This is a genomic window from Candidatus Electronema sp. JC, from assembly GCF_048287365.2.
Lineage (GTDB): Bacteria > Desulfobacterota > Desulfobulbia > Desulfobulbales > Desulfobulbaceae > Electronema.
In genome coordinates, this window is the sequence record NZ_JBLWEM020000035.1 from 49972 (window position 1) to 63941 (window position 13970).

11 protein-coding genes, 1 pseudogene and 1 CRISPR repeat array are annotated in these 13970 nt (G+C 56.2%); of the genes and pseudogenes, 1 reads left to right on the forward strand and 11 read right to left on the reverse strand.

Going from position 1 to position 13970, the window contains the following annotated elements; all coding sequences use genetic code 11:
• Positions 1 to 250 precede the first annotated feature (250 nt).
• On the forward strand, positions 251 to 1489 hold the full coding sequence (locus ACNKH3_RS05825; RefSeq protein WP_417915826.1) for a molybdopterin molybdotransferase MoeA: 1239 nt from the start codon (positions 251 to 253) through the stop codon (positions 1487 to 1489).
• Here the strand turns inward: ACNKH3_RS05825 and mutM are convergent.
• The 11 genes and pseudogenes from mutM to ACNKH3_RS05880 form a co-directional block, all read right to left on the reverse strand.
• Positions 1431 to 2288: a bifunctional DNA-formamidopyrimidine glycosylase/DNA-(apurinic or apyrimidinic site) lyase gene (gene mutM, locus ACNKH3_RS05830; RefSeq protein ID WP_417915827.1), complete on the reverse strand. Its 858-nt coding sequence runs from the start codon at positions 2286 to 2288 to the stop codon at positions 1431 to 1433. The two genes, ACNKH3_RS05825 and mutM, sit on opposite strands and share 59 nt — an antisense overlap.
• 12 nt (positions 2289 to 2300) lie before the next feature.
• Complete coding sequence (locus ACNKH3_RS05835) at positions 2301 to 3203, reverse strand: biotin--[acetyl-CoA-carboxylase] ligase (protein WP_420208574.1); 903 nt, start codon at positions 3201 to 3203, stop codon at positions 2301 to 2303.
• A 23-nt stretch (positions 3204 to 3226) separates the two neighbouring features.
• Complete coding sequence (locus ACNKH3_RS05840) at positions 3227 to 6178, reverse strand: DUF1566 domain-containing protein (protein ID WP_420208579.1); 2952 nt, start codon at positions 6176 to 6178, stop codon at positions 3227 to 3229.
• Between the two features lie 6 nt (positions 6179 to 6184).
• A pseudogene (locus ACNKH3_RS05845) lies at positions 6185 to 6595 on the reverse strand (DUF1566 domain-containing protein); the annotation flags it as partial.
• A gap of 43 nt (positions 6596 to 6638) precedes the next feature.
• On the reverse strand, positions 6639 to 7580 hold the full coding sequence (locus ACNKH3_RS05850; RefSeq protein WP_417916129.1) for a DUF1566 domain-containing protein: 942 nt from the start codon (positions 7578 to 7580) through the stop codon (positions 6639 to 6641).
• Positions 7537 to 8388, reverse strand: a complete 852-nt coding sequence (locus tag ACNKH3_RS05855; protein ID WP_417916128.1) for a hypothetical protein — start codon at positions 8386 to 8388, stop codon at positions 7537 to 7539. The genes ACNKH3_RS05850 and ACNKH3_RS05855 overlap by 44 nt, the downstream gene beginning before the upstream one ends.
• 64 nt (positions 8389 to 8452) lie before the next feature.
• The gene (locus ACNKH3_RS05860; RefSeq protein ID WP_420208575.1) at positions 8453 to 9109 is read right to left on the reverse strand and encodes a hypothetical protein; all 657 of its coding nucleotides are present in this window, start codon (positions 9107 to 9109) and stop codon (positions 8453 to 8455) included.
• 120 nt (positions 9110 to 9229) lie between these two features.
• Complete coding sequence (locus ACNKH3_RS05865; RefSeq protein WP_417916126.1) at positions 9230 to 9634, reverse strand: DUF350 domain-containing protein; 405 nt, start codon at positions 9632 to 9634, stop codon at positions 9230 to 9232.
• Between the two features lie 12 nt (positions 9635 to 9646).
• Positions 9647 to 10783, reverse strand: a complete 1137-nt coding sequence (locus tag ACNKH3_RS05870) for a glutathionylspermidine synthase family protein (RefSeq protein WP_420208576.1) — start codon at positions 10781 to 10783, stop codon at positions 9647 to 9649.
• Between the two features lie 2 nt (positions 10784 to 10785).
• Positions 10786 to 11088 carry a hypothetical protein gene (locus ACNKH3_RS05875; protein ID WP_420208577.1) on the reverse strand — a complete coding sequence of 101 codons (303 nt, stop codon included), beginning with the start codon at positions 11086 to 11088 and terminating at the stop codon, positions 10786 to 10788.
• 567 nt (positions 11089 to 11655) lie between these two features.
• Positions 11656 to 12147, reverse strand: a complete 492-nt coding sequence (locus ACNKH3_RS05880) for a type II toxin-antitoxin system VapC family toxin (protein WP_420208578.1) — start codon at positions 12145 to 12147, stop codon at positions 11656 to 11658.
• A 36-nt stretch (positions 12148 to 12183) separates the two neighbouring features.
• Positions 12184 to 13741: direct repeats of the CRISPR family, unit length 37 nt; unit sequence GTCTCAATCCCTTCTTCATCAGGGCATGACTTCCGAG.
• The last annotated feature ends 229 nt before the right edge of the window (positions 13742 to 13970 follow it).

Consider the following 13970-nt stretch of genomic DNA (forward strand, 5'->3'; position numbering starts at 1 on the left):
CGGAGGTTCCTTCGCGCAAAAGGGGAAGGCACCTTCTCGTGATCCGGCAAGGATCCTCCGCGCCAAACGAGAAGGCGCCTTGCCGTGCAATGAGGAGGCGCCTTCTTTGCAGCAGGTCTCGCACCTTGACATCTCTCCCAAGCATGATATTTTCCAGAGCCTCCATGAATGACGCTGCTCCACGGCTGCCCTGCCTGCGGTGATGTCCCCTCAAGCATGGCAGCAAAACATCTCCCAGAGACCGCCTGCCTTGAAACCTGAATCACCCCAGCTTGAACTTTCCCTTGCCGAGGCCCGCGCCGCCATTGCCGCGCGGCTTGCCCCGCTGGCGGCGGAGCGCGTCCCGCTGCATCTGGCGCGGGGCCGGGTCTGCGCCGCCGACCTCCTCGCCAGCCGCTCCAGCCCTTCCTGCGATCAGTCGGCCAGAGACGGCTTCGCCGTGGCCGCCGCGCCGCTGTCCGCTGCTCCAGGCTTTGCTCTTTTTCACATAGCCGGAGAAATAGCCGCTGGCTGCGCAGAGCTGAAGACGCTCGCGCCGGGACAGGCCTTCCGCATCATGACCGGCGCGGTCGTGCCGTCCGGGACAGCAAGGGTCGTGCCTTTTGAAGTCTGCCAAGAAGAGGGCGGCCAAGTGCGTGTGCCGCTGACGGAGCTTGCGCACGGGCAGCGGCATATCCGCCGCCAAGGCTGCGAGGTGCGGGCCGGAGATCTGCTCGCCGTGGCCGGAACCTGCCTGCTGCCGGATCATCTCCGCCTGCTGGCCGAGGACGGCTGTGAAGAGATCTCAGTGCGCCGCCTGCCAAGGGCTGCGGTTGTCTGCACCGGCAGCGAGCTGACGCAGGCCGGGGAGCCGCTGCCGCCGGGCGGAAAAATCTCCGGCAACGGCGCGCTGCTGGCAGCCTTGCTTGAGGAGCAGCACTGCGTCTGCCTCTGCTGCTGCATTGCCAAGGATGACGCGGACAGCATGGCCGCGCTGCTGGCCGAGATCATGGAGCGCGACCGGCCCGATCTGCTCATCACCACCGGCGGCATGGGGCCGGGCAAGTTTGATCTCACCGAGCAGGTCTTTGCCCGGCTTGGCGGCGAGCCGGTTTATAACCGCCTGCGGCTGCGGCCCGGTCGGGCGACGCTCTTCGGCCTGCTGCACGGGCTGCCTTTCTTCGGCCTGCCCGGCCCGCCGCCTGCGGTGCGCCTGCTTTTTCATGAGCTGATCGTTCCGGCTCTTGCCCGGCTGCAAGGGGAGGAGATTGCCGACGGCTTGATCAAGGCGCGGCTGGACGGCCCTGCGTCTGCCGCGCAACCGGGCTGCACGGTGCTGAAAGGCGCGGTCGTTTGGGTGGATGAGGAGGGACGGCTGCGGGCGCGTCCGGCGCAAGGGCTGGAGCCGCCCAACGCCATTCTGCACCTGCGCGGCGACGAGGCGGAGTTAGTCAGTCTCCGGCTGATTGGGCCGCTGGCAGCGGCTGACAGCGCGGGCAGAAGAAGGTAGCCCGCCCGCCGATGACCTCTTTGCGGATCAGCTCCTGGCAGGCTGCGCAGGGCTGACCGTGGCGGCTATACACTGCGAGCTGAAGCTGAAACCAGCCCGGCTGGCCGTTGGAGCTGAGGAAATCGCTGACCGTGGACCCGCCTGCGGCAATGGCCCGGTGCAGAATGTCCACCGCGCAGGCGGCGACGCGCCGCCACTGCGCAAGGCTGAGGCTGCCTGCTGGAGTCTGCGGATGCACTCCGGCGGCGAAGAGGGTTTCGTTGGCGTAGATGTTGCCTATTCCAGCAATCAGCTTGGCATCCATGAGGAAGAGCTTCACCGCCTGCCTGCGCCACTCAGCCCGCCGGGCCAAGGTCTCAGCCGTGAAATCCGGGCCGAACGGCTCAATCCCTTGGCTGCGGCTGAAGACCTCCTCCAGCCGCGTTGCCTCTGCGCCCGGCCAGACCGCCACGCTGCCGAAACGGCGGGCATCGTTGAAGCGCAGCTCCATCCCGTTGTCCAAACTCAGGCAGAGATGGTCGTGCGTCCGCCGCGCCGCTGTCTGCGGAAAGATGCCCAGTTTGCCGGTCATACCGAGATGCACGACCAGCACGCTGCCGCTGTCCATGCGGATGAGCAGGTATTTGGCTCGGCGGTCAAGGCTGGCGACTGCGCCGCCGCAAATGGCCTCTTTCAGCAGCTTGACCGGCATGGACTGTCGCAGACGCTTCCCTGACCAGTGCGCAGCGGTGACAGTCCGGCCCGGCAGATGCGGCAGCAGGCCCCGGCGGGTCACTTCAACTTCCGGCAGTTCAGGCATGATGGGCCGCGCTCACAAGTAAACAATTTCCCCGGAATATTCCGTCACCCTGCCGCCGTCCTCCAGCTCCATGACCAAGCCGCCGCAGGGATCGAGGCCGACAGCCTTCGCCCGGAACAGCGGCTCCTTCTGCACGTCAAAGCCGTACTCCACCCGGCGGCCTGCGGTGTCGCTTAACGACTGCCACGCATTGAGCAGCAGGGACTCCCGTCCATCCTCGCAGCTTTGGCCTTCGCGCAGGGCCAGTTCCTCGTCGTAATGCAGCAGACCGACGGCCCAGCTCAGTTCGGCCAGCAGCCGTCCTGCCAGCTCGGCCCGGTCAATGTCACCGCCCAGCAGCGCAGCCAGACTGACTGCGCTGGCTTGCAGCTCGGCGGGGAAATCTTGGTTGTTGGCGTTCAAGCCGATGCCGATGCAATGCCAGCGGTCTTTATTGGGCCGGAAAACGGTGGTGCAGAGCACGCCTGCGATTTTCCGCCCGTCCACCAGCACATCGTTGACCCATTTCAGGCGGGCATCAAGACCGTAGAGCCTGACCGTGCGGCAGCAGGCCAGCCCGGCGGCAAAGGGCAGCAGGCGGCTGAACTCCGGCACAAGGACATCCGGCCAGGCGGCGGTGAGCCAGATGCCGCCGGGCGGCGCGTGCCAATGGCGCTCAAAGCGGCCCAGCGATTGACTGAGGCTGTCAGCCAGCACGACCGCGCCTGCGGGCAGCGAGCCGCCTTTGGCCTCTGCCTCGGTCATGAGCTGCTGGAGATGGCTCATGCAGCGGTCAAGCTGGGCGTGATGCTCCAGCAGCAGGCCCAGCGGCGCGCCGTAGCGGCGGATTTTTTCCGCAGCCTCTGTGGAGAACGGCGAGCTGTTCAACGCGGCCAAATGGAGCCGCCGCTGCCGCAACACTTCATGTTCCTCCAACGTCATCCTGAAAAGCTGTGAACTCACCTGTGAAGCAGCAGTTTCAAGATCGCAGGCAGCGGCCACTTTCCGTCATTTGGCGGGGATGTGTCGCAGGCATCGCCGATGCTGTCGCCGTTTTCGTCAGCTTGGTTCGGGTTATAGACGAAGGGACAGTTGTCTACAGTGTCAGCAACGCCGTCATTGTCGTCATCAATATCAGCATTATCGCCCTTGCCGTCGCCGTCCGTGTCCTGCCATTCTGACGGATCTAAGGGAAATGCGTCTTTGCTGTCGGCAACGCCGTCGTTGTCATCGTCCAGATCAGCGTTGTTGCCGATGCCGTCTTGGTCGTTGTCAAGCCATTCGCCGGGGTCGTTGGGAAATGCGTCTTCATCGTCCGGCCTGCCGTCGCCGTCAGTGTCAGCAACGGTGGTGAATTTGAAGTTGTTCAGGCTGAACTCGGCGTTCTGTTCGCCCACGCTGTAGAGAGCGATGATCAGCTTTTTCTGGCCCGCTGCGGCGCGGACAGGAATCAGGCCGGAGGCGACGGTTTCGCCAGCGGTCAGGCCGTCGCCGCTCATCTTCCAAACCGGCACGCCGTCTAAGAAGATATAGACATAATCCCCGTCGCCGATTTTGGGGAAGCTGTAGTCAAAGCTGATGTAGCGGAGGAATTTTGGAACAGTGACGGTGAATTCGATGGAGGATTTGGGGATTTGCGGTTCTTCAGTTGCGGAAGCAAGCTGACTGTCTCTGGCTGGTGATGCGCTGGTGACAGGAGCTTCAATGCAGAGTGCGGAGAGCAAACTGCCGCTGGAATTTATAAGACCGCATCCGTGCTGTGTATTGCTGGATGGCGTGACGGTGCTATTGTTAGTTTTGTCTTTTTCTCCCCCATTAAATGGAGGAAAATTTATTGTGTCATGCAGCAGGATGCTTTCCCGCCAGCCGCCACGTTTTTCCGGGCATGGATTTAAGGTGAAATTAATAAGAGGGATACCAACAATAGATTTTGGTTTATTGCTCCATTGGCTATCAGGGCAAACTGTCTCCCCTTCAAAATTCTCCTCTTCATTTGGCTTCATTGTCCAGCGATACCATTGATGCACACCAGAATGATCGTTGTCAACGAACGCTTCATCAGGAAGAAGCGTGTGACCAACCTGAAATGGGCTTATCAGTGCATCATGATTGAAAACTTTCGGCCCTTTTATTTTTGAACCAACTCCGGCAGAAAAGATCTTATTAATTGCAGAGAACGCAGAATAATAGTTGTCAACATAAAGATTCAGTCCAGCACGGTCGAAAGGCAGCGTGTTGGCAAAAAAGTTTTCATCAAAGCCCCATTGCTCCTCTGATTCGTCATCATTCCAAAGAAACCCTGCAATCTTGCCGATATGGTTCGGATGGTCAAGAATAGTGACTTGCGCCTTGCTGACTTTGGTCGCCTTGGTCAAAAATTCCTTTGCCGCATAGGCATTAACTGCTGTGCCGAGCGAATGCCCGATGAAGTGAATTTTCTTGTCGTAGTTTGGCCCCAGCTTATTAACTAACTGATTTGCTAAATCTTTGGCTGCTGAATTGACATGCAGTTTTGCCCATTTATAAGACGTATCAAGCGGTATGCCTGCAAGATGCTCCTGACATGCCCCTTTCCAGAAAAATTGATAGATATTGACAGATGTTCCGGCTTTTTCCCGAATCAGATAACCAGCCTGAACTGGTTCTCTCTTTGAGCCGGTCCAAAACTCTTCAGGATCGCAGGGGAAATCTTGCAGGCCGTGGGTCAAAACAATTGTGTCAGCACTTGCCGGATTATTGTTGCTGTTTGGCAACAATGTCCGCAATTCTGTCCTCTGGCTGCCGGGAAGATCGGGAATATCCGTTGTTATAACAGATAATGCTTTGTTATTTTCTTGAGCAGGATCTATTACAGCGGCATCATGCGCCTCTGCTCTCATGGTGATGGAACTGAAACCTGCCTGCGCCTCGCCATACACACGGATGAGCACATATTTTCCAGCAAAAATTTTCGCTTTGAATTGTGCTGAAGGTTTGCTGACAGAGACTTTTTCGCAATTGGCACCTTCAGTCTCAGCACAAGTTGCCGAGCCGATAGCAAACCCTGCTGTAGAGGCGATATCAATTGTGACATCATGCGCATCATTTCTGCCAAGATTGTTAATATAAATATCGTATCTCAGAATATCTCCTATGTTATAAACGGCTTTGCTTTCAACAATAGTGACTTGCAGATCAGCATTTGTGTTTTGATCAGCCGCGACCTCAAACCAGCCGCTGCTGCCGAACAAAGAACCTCCATTCAGCGGAGAATATGAAGCAATCAGGCGGGTTCTGCCAGAGCGGGTGATGCTGATATTGCCTTGCCAGCGGCCATTCGCCAGCGTGACGGAAACCGGATTTACACCGCCGCCGTCATGAATGTTCAGCTTTACCGTGCCGTTGAAGGCGGAATCTTCCGCAATCAGCTCAAGCGGGAACGGCGTGTTTGCCGTCACGGTGTCCGGGATGCCGAAAAACTTAAACGCGCCGGAAGAAATGCTCTGCCTGCCACGCACGACCAGCACTTTTGGCTGCTTTTCCGTTTTGCCGGTGCTGCCGACCGCGCCGCTGTTGAAATCAACCGTGTAGGCATAGCTGGGACTGTCGGCAACGGTGGTGGAAGTCCAGAAGCTGCCGCCGGTCACTTTTGGGAAAACATTGCTGTCAATGGCGGGGTCGGCGTAGCGGTAATCCACGATGGATTGCAGCTCGTTGCGGTTCGGCAGCCGCCAGTCGCTTTGCCCGGCGAAGCTGAGTTTGGTCGCGGCGGCCAAAGCCTCCTGCCACGTCAGGGCATCAGCCGCGCCGTTGCTGTCCACGTCGAGCGGAACCTGCCGCCAGACAAGGCCAGTGCGGGAATCCGTGACTGTGCCGTTGCCGTTGTTGTAGAAAAAACTGGGCGGCGGCACCGGCGTGACTCCGCCGCGCACGGCCCGCACAACTAAGGACGTGTCGGTTTTGCCGGTGATGCCGACCGCGCCGCTGTTGAAATCAATTGTGTAGGCGGCGGACGGCGAGCTGGCAACGGTGGTGGAAGTCCAGAAGGTGCCGCTGGTGTTCGGGAAAACGTTGCTGTCAATGGCTGGGTCGGCGTAGCGGTAATCCACGATGGATTGCAGCTCGTTGCGGTTTGGCAGCCGCCAGTCGCTCTGCCCGGCGAGCGTGAGGCTGGCGCAGGCGGCAAGGCTCTCCTGCCAGCTTTTGGCGGCGGTGTCCGCTGTTTTCTGCCACGTCAGGCCGGTTTCGCTGTCGGTCACGCTGCCATTGCCGTTGTCATGGAAGGAGGCAAAGGCAGGTGCTGCAAAAAACAGCAGCAGACCAAGCAGGCAGAACGCGGCAGATTTCATGGCATCACCGGAGGGAAAGTGTCAGCGAGGCAGGAGGAAGAAATTATTTGCCGCCGCGAACGGCCCGGACAGCATACTGAGCCCATGTGGCATATATGTAACCATTATTATTATAATCAACGGAAAAATCTGGTCCAACATTCCATGCGTAAGTACCTATTTGAGTCGATGACCAATGATAATATTGTTTGGTTGGGGTGAAATATTTCCATTCAACATACGGGGGGAGGCCAGCATAAAATATGCTTAACAGTTCCTTGATAGTTGGAACGCGCCAGTCGTTAAATCCGCCAAAATTTTCCGTGTTAATTGACGATATAATATCTTCAGTATTTATATAGCTTTCATCACGTGCTGGATGGCATAACCCGTCAATTATTGAATTACTGTTACTCCAATATATCGTTGACTTACTATCACACCAATAATACATATTATCCGCATCATGCGGATTGGTATAATCTGGCGTATCATCCAGATTATTTTTCATCTCCCAAACCAGCCCCGTCACATTGTCCCGCACCATAATCCAGCTCGTGGCATCAGCAGGCAACGCCACGCCGCCCTGTCCCAGTTTGGTGTACGAGCGGGCCGTGCCTTGGTACTGCGCATCCTGCCCATAAAACGGGGAGTTTTCATCGGTCGGGCAGGGAATTTCTTTGGTGTTGTCGTAGCAAAGGGTCTGGGCGGTGTCCGGCCATTGCATGGCTTCAGCGCAGACTGGCAGCCCTGCCGCCAACAAACATGCAAAGCTGATCGCTTTTAATTTCAAGCAATTCATTCTATCTCCCTCAGTTTTGATCATCAACAAACACAAAGCGGCATAACGCAACAGCAGCCTTACACCATTCCGCAGGTTTTGGCAAGAAATAAAATCAGCAGGTGGTTGAGCGAAGCCGAAACCGCCGCCGCCTTCGGCTCCGCTCAGGCGACGGCTTTGCTTAGGCAGCGCGGCTGTCTGTCCGCAGCAGCTCGCGCACTTCATCCTCAGTCAATCCGACCAGCGCAGCAATGGCCGCCAGCTCCATGCCCATCTGCCGCGCTTGCAGCACGGTCTTGCGCTGCTGGGCCAACGCGCCTTTCTCCATGCCAAGCTCAATCCCTTCTTCCAGCCCTTCCTTTTTGAATATATCCTTGGCCTCCTCCCAAGCGGCCTCATCCTTGATCTCGGCCAGCACAGCCGGGTCAATCTTCTGCCGCCGCATCTCCTCAATCAGCCTGCGGAACATGTCCTCGCCGCCGCTGCTCTCCTCCATTTTTCCGTCCAAAGAATCGGCAATGAAATCAAGCCAGCGGCGCATGGCTGGCGGCGTGTCCGGCCCGGCCTGCGGCGGCGAGAGAAAGACGAGACGGTGCGGATATACGGAAATTTTGCTGCCGCGCTCGTCAACCGGGCTGAAATCGCTCACCGCGCAGCTGAAATTGACGCTGCCGTCACGCGGCACGCTGGTCAGCACGACGATGGTGAACACCGTGCGCTCGAAACGGTACGAGGAGAAGCTGCGCACCTGCTCGGCCATGCTGATCAGGTGGTAGTAAAGAAAGCGGTCGAAAAAATCCTGCTCCTTGACATGCTGGATCTCGACAATGACGCGCCGCTCCCTGTCCTCGGCAAAAAGGTCGTAGCGGCTGCGGACAAAGCCGATCTGCTCCGGGTACTCGTACTCGGTGTGCACTTTGTCGAAGTGCAGCTCCATGCCGAGCACGTCTTGGGCAAAACGGCTGAACACGTCCGGCTGACTGAAAATCCGCTTGAACGCGGCTCCATATTTCAGCGGCACGACCTCAATCATGGCAAGCGCTCCTTTGAAATTTTGCAAGCTGCTCTCAGCCTGCTTCTGCTGCCGGAGATGGCAGTTAATCCCACTCCGCCTTCACGCGGGTGATCACCTTCTGCACTGTCGGAAACTTTTCCTCCGGGCAGATGCCGATCAGCGGCGCGCCCTGATTGACGCTCTCGCCGGGATTGAAATAGACAGAGTGAATCAGTCCCTCTTCGCCGCTGTAATAAACTGGGGTGTCGCGCTTCATCAGCGACATGGTGATGATCTCGTCGCCGGGCTTGATGAAGATCGAACGCGCTCCTTTCTGGTCAATCCGGTTCTGGATGTCTAAGGAGAAATAATAACGCGCCCGCTCCGGCGCACGGAAGATGAACAGCACCTCCTGAAGGATGGCTTCGATGACCTCTTTCTTTTTCAGCGGATGGCGGATGGTCAGCAGCTTCTCGCCCGCCTCGACAAAATGGCCGTCCAGCTCTTGGCGGACAGAGGCCACAGTGCCGACAGTCTTGGCGCTGATCACCTTGGTGTTGCGCTCGCGCTCGATTTGATACAGCGGCGTGCCCGGCTTGTGCAGCCATTCGCCGGAAACACCCTCCACCGGGCTGCCTTCCTTGGCGAGGAAACGCACCGTGCCGGTGTGCACAGCGCAGACATCAATATAATGATAGGGATCCGAACGGTAGCGGCTGATGATCTCGTCAAAATGAATTTCCTGCTGGGCGGCGGACATGGCGTTCAGGCTCTGGCTTGAGATTTGCGAGAAAAAACCGGCGGACGCAGCAGCGAACGCCGGTGTTCTGGAGCTGATATTGTACCCTCCGGCAGAAGAGAGGGCAAGGCTGTTTGCGGCTCAGGGAGTCATGCAGGCGGCGTTGAGCAGGCCGCAGCAGAGGGAAATCAGGCCGAGGAACATGCCCTGCGCCGTCTTGCCGTCCTGGATGTCCTCCTCCAAACCCCGGATCAGCTTTTTGGCGATGACATAGGCGCCGATCTGAATGCCCAGCGCGATCAGGCCCCAGATGCTGAGATCAACGACATTGACGCTGTGCTTGATCACCGCTGCAAGCGCGAGGACAAAGCCGGTCACAGCACCGCCCAAACTGAGAGCGGCGGCAGTGTTCCCTTCTTGGATCAGCTCAAATTCTTTGTACGGCGTGATCTGAATATAGACAGCGATGAAGGCGGCGGTCAGGATCAGCGCAATGATAAAATAGAGAATAAAAGAGGGCAAGGTGCTGAGTGAGGCGAAAAGCATGGCGTTGTGCTCCTACGGAATGAAGTAATGAGGAATGAAGCGGCTCAGGTTCGAGGTGATGAGGCTGCTGTCTTCACGGATGCCGATGCCTGCCGACTCGTCGCCGACAATCCATGCGCCGATCACGGGAAAGTTGCCTGCGCCGAACATCGGCAGAGGAGAATATTCCTGATATATATAACCTTCTCCGCCGTATCCCTCGTCTTTGCTCATCAAAGGCTGAGCTTTCTCAATGATGATGTTGGCTCCTTCGCGGGAGAGCAGCGGCTTCTTCACATATTCGCGCCGGAAATTGTCGGCGTTGAAATACGCGGGCAGCAGATTGGGATGATGCGGGAACAGCTCCCAGAGCACCGGCAGGATGCCCTTGTTGCTCAACAGCATTTTCCAAGCCGGTTCAATCATCCGCACTTTGTTCAAAGCCAGCTGGCGGCCAAAGTCCTCCTGCACCAGCCATTCCCAAGGGTAGAGCTTGAACAGGGCCGCCATTTCTTCGCCGTCCAGATCGGCGAACAGCTGCCGGTCCTCGTCCCAGCCAATATCCTCGGTGAAAATGAAGACTGTGTCAAGCCCGGCCTGCGCCGCCGTGTCGCGCATGTACTCAACCGTGCAGAGATCCTCCTCGTTCTCCTTGATGCAGCTGAGATAGAGCGGCCCCTTGATCCATCCGTCAGCGGCAATCTGCCGCCAGCGTTCAATCAGCTTGTCGTGGAGCGAGTTGAACTGATCCATGTCCGGCTTGACTTCCTCCAGCCAGAACCATTGCGCCGCGCCGCATTCAATCAGCGAGGTGGGCGTGTCGGCATTGTATTCCAGCAGCTTGGGCGGATATCTGCCGTCATAGCTGAAATCAAAGCGGCCATAGAGACTTGGCTCATCACGGTTCCATGAATCAACAATCAGGTTTCTGGCATGTTCTGGAATGGCCAGCCGGTCGAACCAGTCCCGCTCGATGATTGCTCCGGCAGCCTCAATGCACATTTCATGCAGCTCGGCGGTGACGCTTTCCAGCATGTCGATTTCTTCCGCCGTGAAGGAGTAGCAGACCGACTCGTCCCAGTATCTGCCGTCCATGCTGTGGTAGGTGAAACCGATTTCCTCCAGCTTGCGCTGCCAGCCCGGACGGGGAACAGAATGCTCGCGCTCCATCCTCAGCCTCCTGAGCTTCTGAAGGAGGAGCCGAAGCCGCCGCGCCGGACGCTGGACGCGCTGCTGCTGCCAGTGCGCGGGCGGGCGCTGCTTTTTTTCACCGCGCTGTAATGACGGCTGTGATGGATGCCGGAATGGCTGCGGTCATCGTCATCATCTGGCTCGCAAGCCGCCTCGCCCCACTCCCGCACGCAGGCCTCGCGGCTGGTGTAGGTATAGCGCGTCGAATCGTCGCAGCCAGCGGTCAGCACGCCTGCCGCGCCGATCAGCAGCAGATGGATGCCGCTGGAACGTTTTCTTTTCATGGCTCTCCTGTTGGTGAAAAGTCACTGCAAACAAGAAAGGGCGGCCACATGGAGCCGCCCCTGCAACGACATCTTCAATCCCTTCTTCATGCAAGGTGGTTGAGCGAAGCCGAAACCGCCGCCGCCTTCGGCTCCGCTCAGGCAGCGGCTGCTTCTTCATTAGGTCAGCGCATCTATGTCCATGCAGATGTTGAATCCGGCCTGCTCAAAGTGACGGTCAGCGGCAGGGGCGGTTCGCGAACCGCCCCTGCAGGACAGTCTCAATCCCTTCTTCGTCAGGGCAAGGCTTTCGAGGTAGGGACACGGCATGCCGTGTCCCTACAGACTACAGACAAACAATGTCCCAATTCCTTCTTCATCAGGGCAGGCAGATCATGAAGACACGTTTACCGGCAGGAGCGGCGATGTTTTCTGTCAGAGGATGAAGCCGGTGCTTTTAGCAGTGGCCAGCCTTGCTCTGTGTGGACTTTTTCAGATGCCCTGAGATCGTCAATAATCCGCTCAATGTCAAAGCCGCAGTCCGCAGCGTGCCGCAGCCGGACGGCATGAATCTCTTCTACAATCTCGTCATGGCTCAAGTGTGCCATCGTTTTCTCCAAGCAGGCTCTCTGGCGAGCAGATAAATGGAACAGCAAGATCGAATTCATCAAGGAGACTGGCAATCCGATGCTGCATGGATGGATTGGCGATGTGTTTGAAATTCCATGTCAGGATGAAGTCAATGCCGTGCGCTGCTGCAATCGCAATATGCAGCGCATCCTCCGCAACTTGGGGCGGAACCAGCGACCGCTGCACAAGGGCATTGGCGATCTGCCGGACTTGCTCATTGATTTCAAGACGAGGAATTCCAGCTACAGCGTCAAGCCGACGTTGTGCCGCCTCCGCATCTCCAGCCGCGCACTCGCGCAGCACCAGCTCGGAAATCCTGAGCTGATAGAACATCCGTCTGCATTCCCACCAATCTTTGGTCAGCTCCTGATGGGCCGCGCCAACAATCGTCCGGCTGGGCCGGGCCGTGAGGCAGCTAATCAGCGATGTTTCAAGATAAACGGTTTGCATGACTCATCTGTACATCACTGAATGCAGAATATCTAAGTCTCAATCCCTTCTTCGTCAGGGCAAGGCTTTCGAGGTAGGGACACGGCATGCCGTGTCCCTACAGACTACAGACAAACAAAGTCTCAATCCCTTCTTCATCAGGGCATGACTTCCGAGAGGGCAGGCATTAGGCCGTACTAGGCTTGCGTTTTCAAAAAAGTCTCAATCCCTTCTTCATCAGGGCATGACTTCCGAGCGACCTAAAAGTCGTCTACAAAACCCGTTCCAGTTTGTCTCAATCCCTTCTTCATCAGGGCATGACTTCCGAGATATGTGTGTCTTAAGCGACCACATTGCTATGTTGATCAGTCTCAATCCTTTCTTCATCAGGGCATGACTTCCGAGGGAAGAAATCTTATCGCTTTTTAGATGCTATTCTCAAAGGGTCTCAATCCCTTCTTCATCAGGGCATGACTTCCGAGCATCGTCTATGTTTATCTACTTCATCTGCAGATATAGAAGGTCTCAATCCCTTCTTCATCAGGGCATGACTTCCGAGTGCCCTCATTGCCCTCACTGCCCTCTCTGCATTTGCGGAGTCTCAATCCCTTCTTCATCAGGGCATGACTTCCGAGTAACAACCATTCCATGGCTGTTGATGTCCTCTTAGACGGAAAGTCTCAATCCCTTCTTCATCAGGGCATGACTTCCGAGGCATTATTATTGCTGGCTGGTTGCATTGTCAGTTCATTGCCGTCTCAATCCCTTCTTCATCAGGGCATGACTTCCGAGCCAAATATAAATCAGACTTGTATCAACTGTCCCACACAACGTCTCAATCCCTTCTTCATCAGGGCATGACTTCCGAGCCAAATATAAATCAGACTTGTATCAACTGTCCCACACAACGTCTCAATCCCTTCTTCATCAGGGCATGACTTCCGAGCGATGGATTCGTATGTTCAATTTATACTCTGCAAAAAAGTCTCAATCCCTTCTTCATCAGGGCATGACTTCCGAGCTTTAACAGCTTGGTTTCCTATTTGGACAGTTCTGTGTCTCAATCCCTTCTTCATCAGGGTATGACTTCCGAGCTGTGCATGATGATGCAAAAGCGGCAGCGGTGATGATTCTCAATCCCTTCTTCATCAGGGCATGACTTCCGAGGTATGCAGTATCTTCATCGGTTTCCTCAGTGCTTTTTTTTGTCTCAATCCCTTCTTCATCAGGGCATGACTTCCGAGCTACATGAAGCTGGAGTGCGTCAAAAAGGAGGTCTCAATCCCTTCTTCATCAGGGCATGACTTCCGAGTTGGCTTTATTGGGCTGCATGTGCCAGCGGGAATCAATCATCGTCTCAATCCCTTCTTCATCAGGGCATGACTTCCGAGCTTGCTAATTGTGGAGAGATTACTGCTACAAATAGTCCTGTCTCAATCCCTTCTTCATCAGGGCATGACTTCCGAGTGCAAGATGAACCAGTCTTTATATTTTGCCACTATTCCAGTCTCAATCCCTTCTTCATCAGGGCATGACTTCCGAGTGATTTATCAAACTGGCATATGCACTGCCGATCAAGTCTCAATCCCTTCTTCATCAGGGCATGACTTCCGAGGGCACCCTTTTTTTCGCCAATGAAATCAACAGGCTTGATGCCCATTTTCCGTTATCCCTCTTATTGAGAGACATTCTCACCTTTTTTTACCTCCTTTCCGCCTGCTGGCCGCATATTTATTCCGACAAATCAAGATGTTATCCGGTTCCCGTTATCCACCTCCTTTTTCAGGCCGTTTGAAAAAATACAGAACATAATGATTTTACAGCATAATACAAAAAACAGTCTA

Bases quoted from the DNA above. Each gene is read 5' to 3' on its own strand.
- ACNKH3_RS05865 (WP_417916126.1), bottom strand. From the start codon at position 9,634: ATGCTTTTCGCCTCACTCAGCACCTTGCCCTCTTTTATTCTCTATTTT.
- ACNKH3_RS05880 (WP_420208578.1), bottom strand. From the start codon at position 12,147: ATGCAAACCGTTTATCTTGAAACATCGCTGATTAGCTGCCTCACGGCC.
- ACNKH3_RS05850 (WP_417916129.1), bottom strand. From the start codon at position 7,580: ATGAAGTGCGCGAGCTGCTGCGGACAGACAGCCGCGCTGCCTAAGCAA.
- ACNKH3_RS05855 (WP_417916128.1), bottom strand. From the start codon at position 8,388: ATGATTGAGGTCGTGCCGCTGAAATATGGAGCCGCGTTCAAGCGGATT.
- ACNKH3_RS05875 (WP_420208577.1), bottom strand. From the start codon at position 11,088: ATGAAAAGAAAACGTTCCAGCGGCATCCATCTGCTGCTGATCGGCGCG.
- mutM (WP_417915827.1), bottom strand. From the start codon at position 2,288: ATGCCTGAACTGCCGGAAGTTGAAGTGACCCGCCGGGGCCTGCTGCCG.
- ACNKH3_RS05870 (WP_420208576.1), bottom strand. From the start codon at position 10,783: ATGGAGCGCGAGCATTCTGTTCCCCGTCCGGGCTGGCAGCGCAAGCTG.
- ACNKH3_RS05860 (WP_420208575.1), bottom strand. From the start codon at position 9,109: ATGTCCGCCGCCCAGCAGGAAATTCATTTTGACGAGATCATCAGCCGC.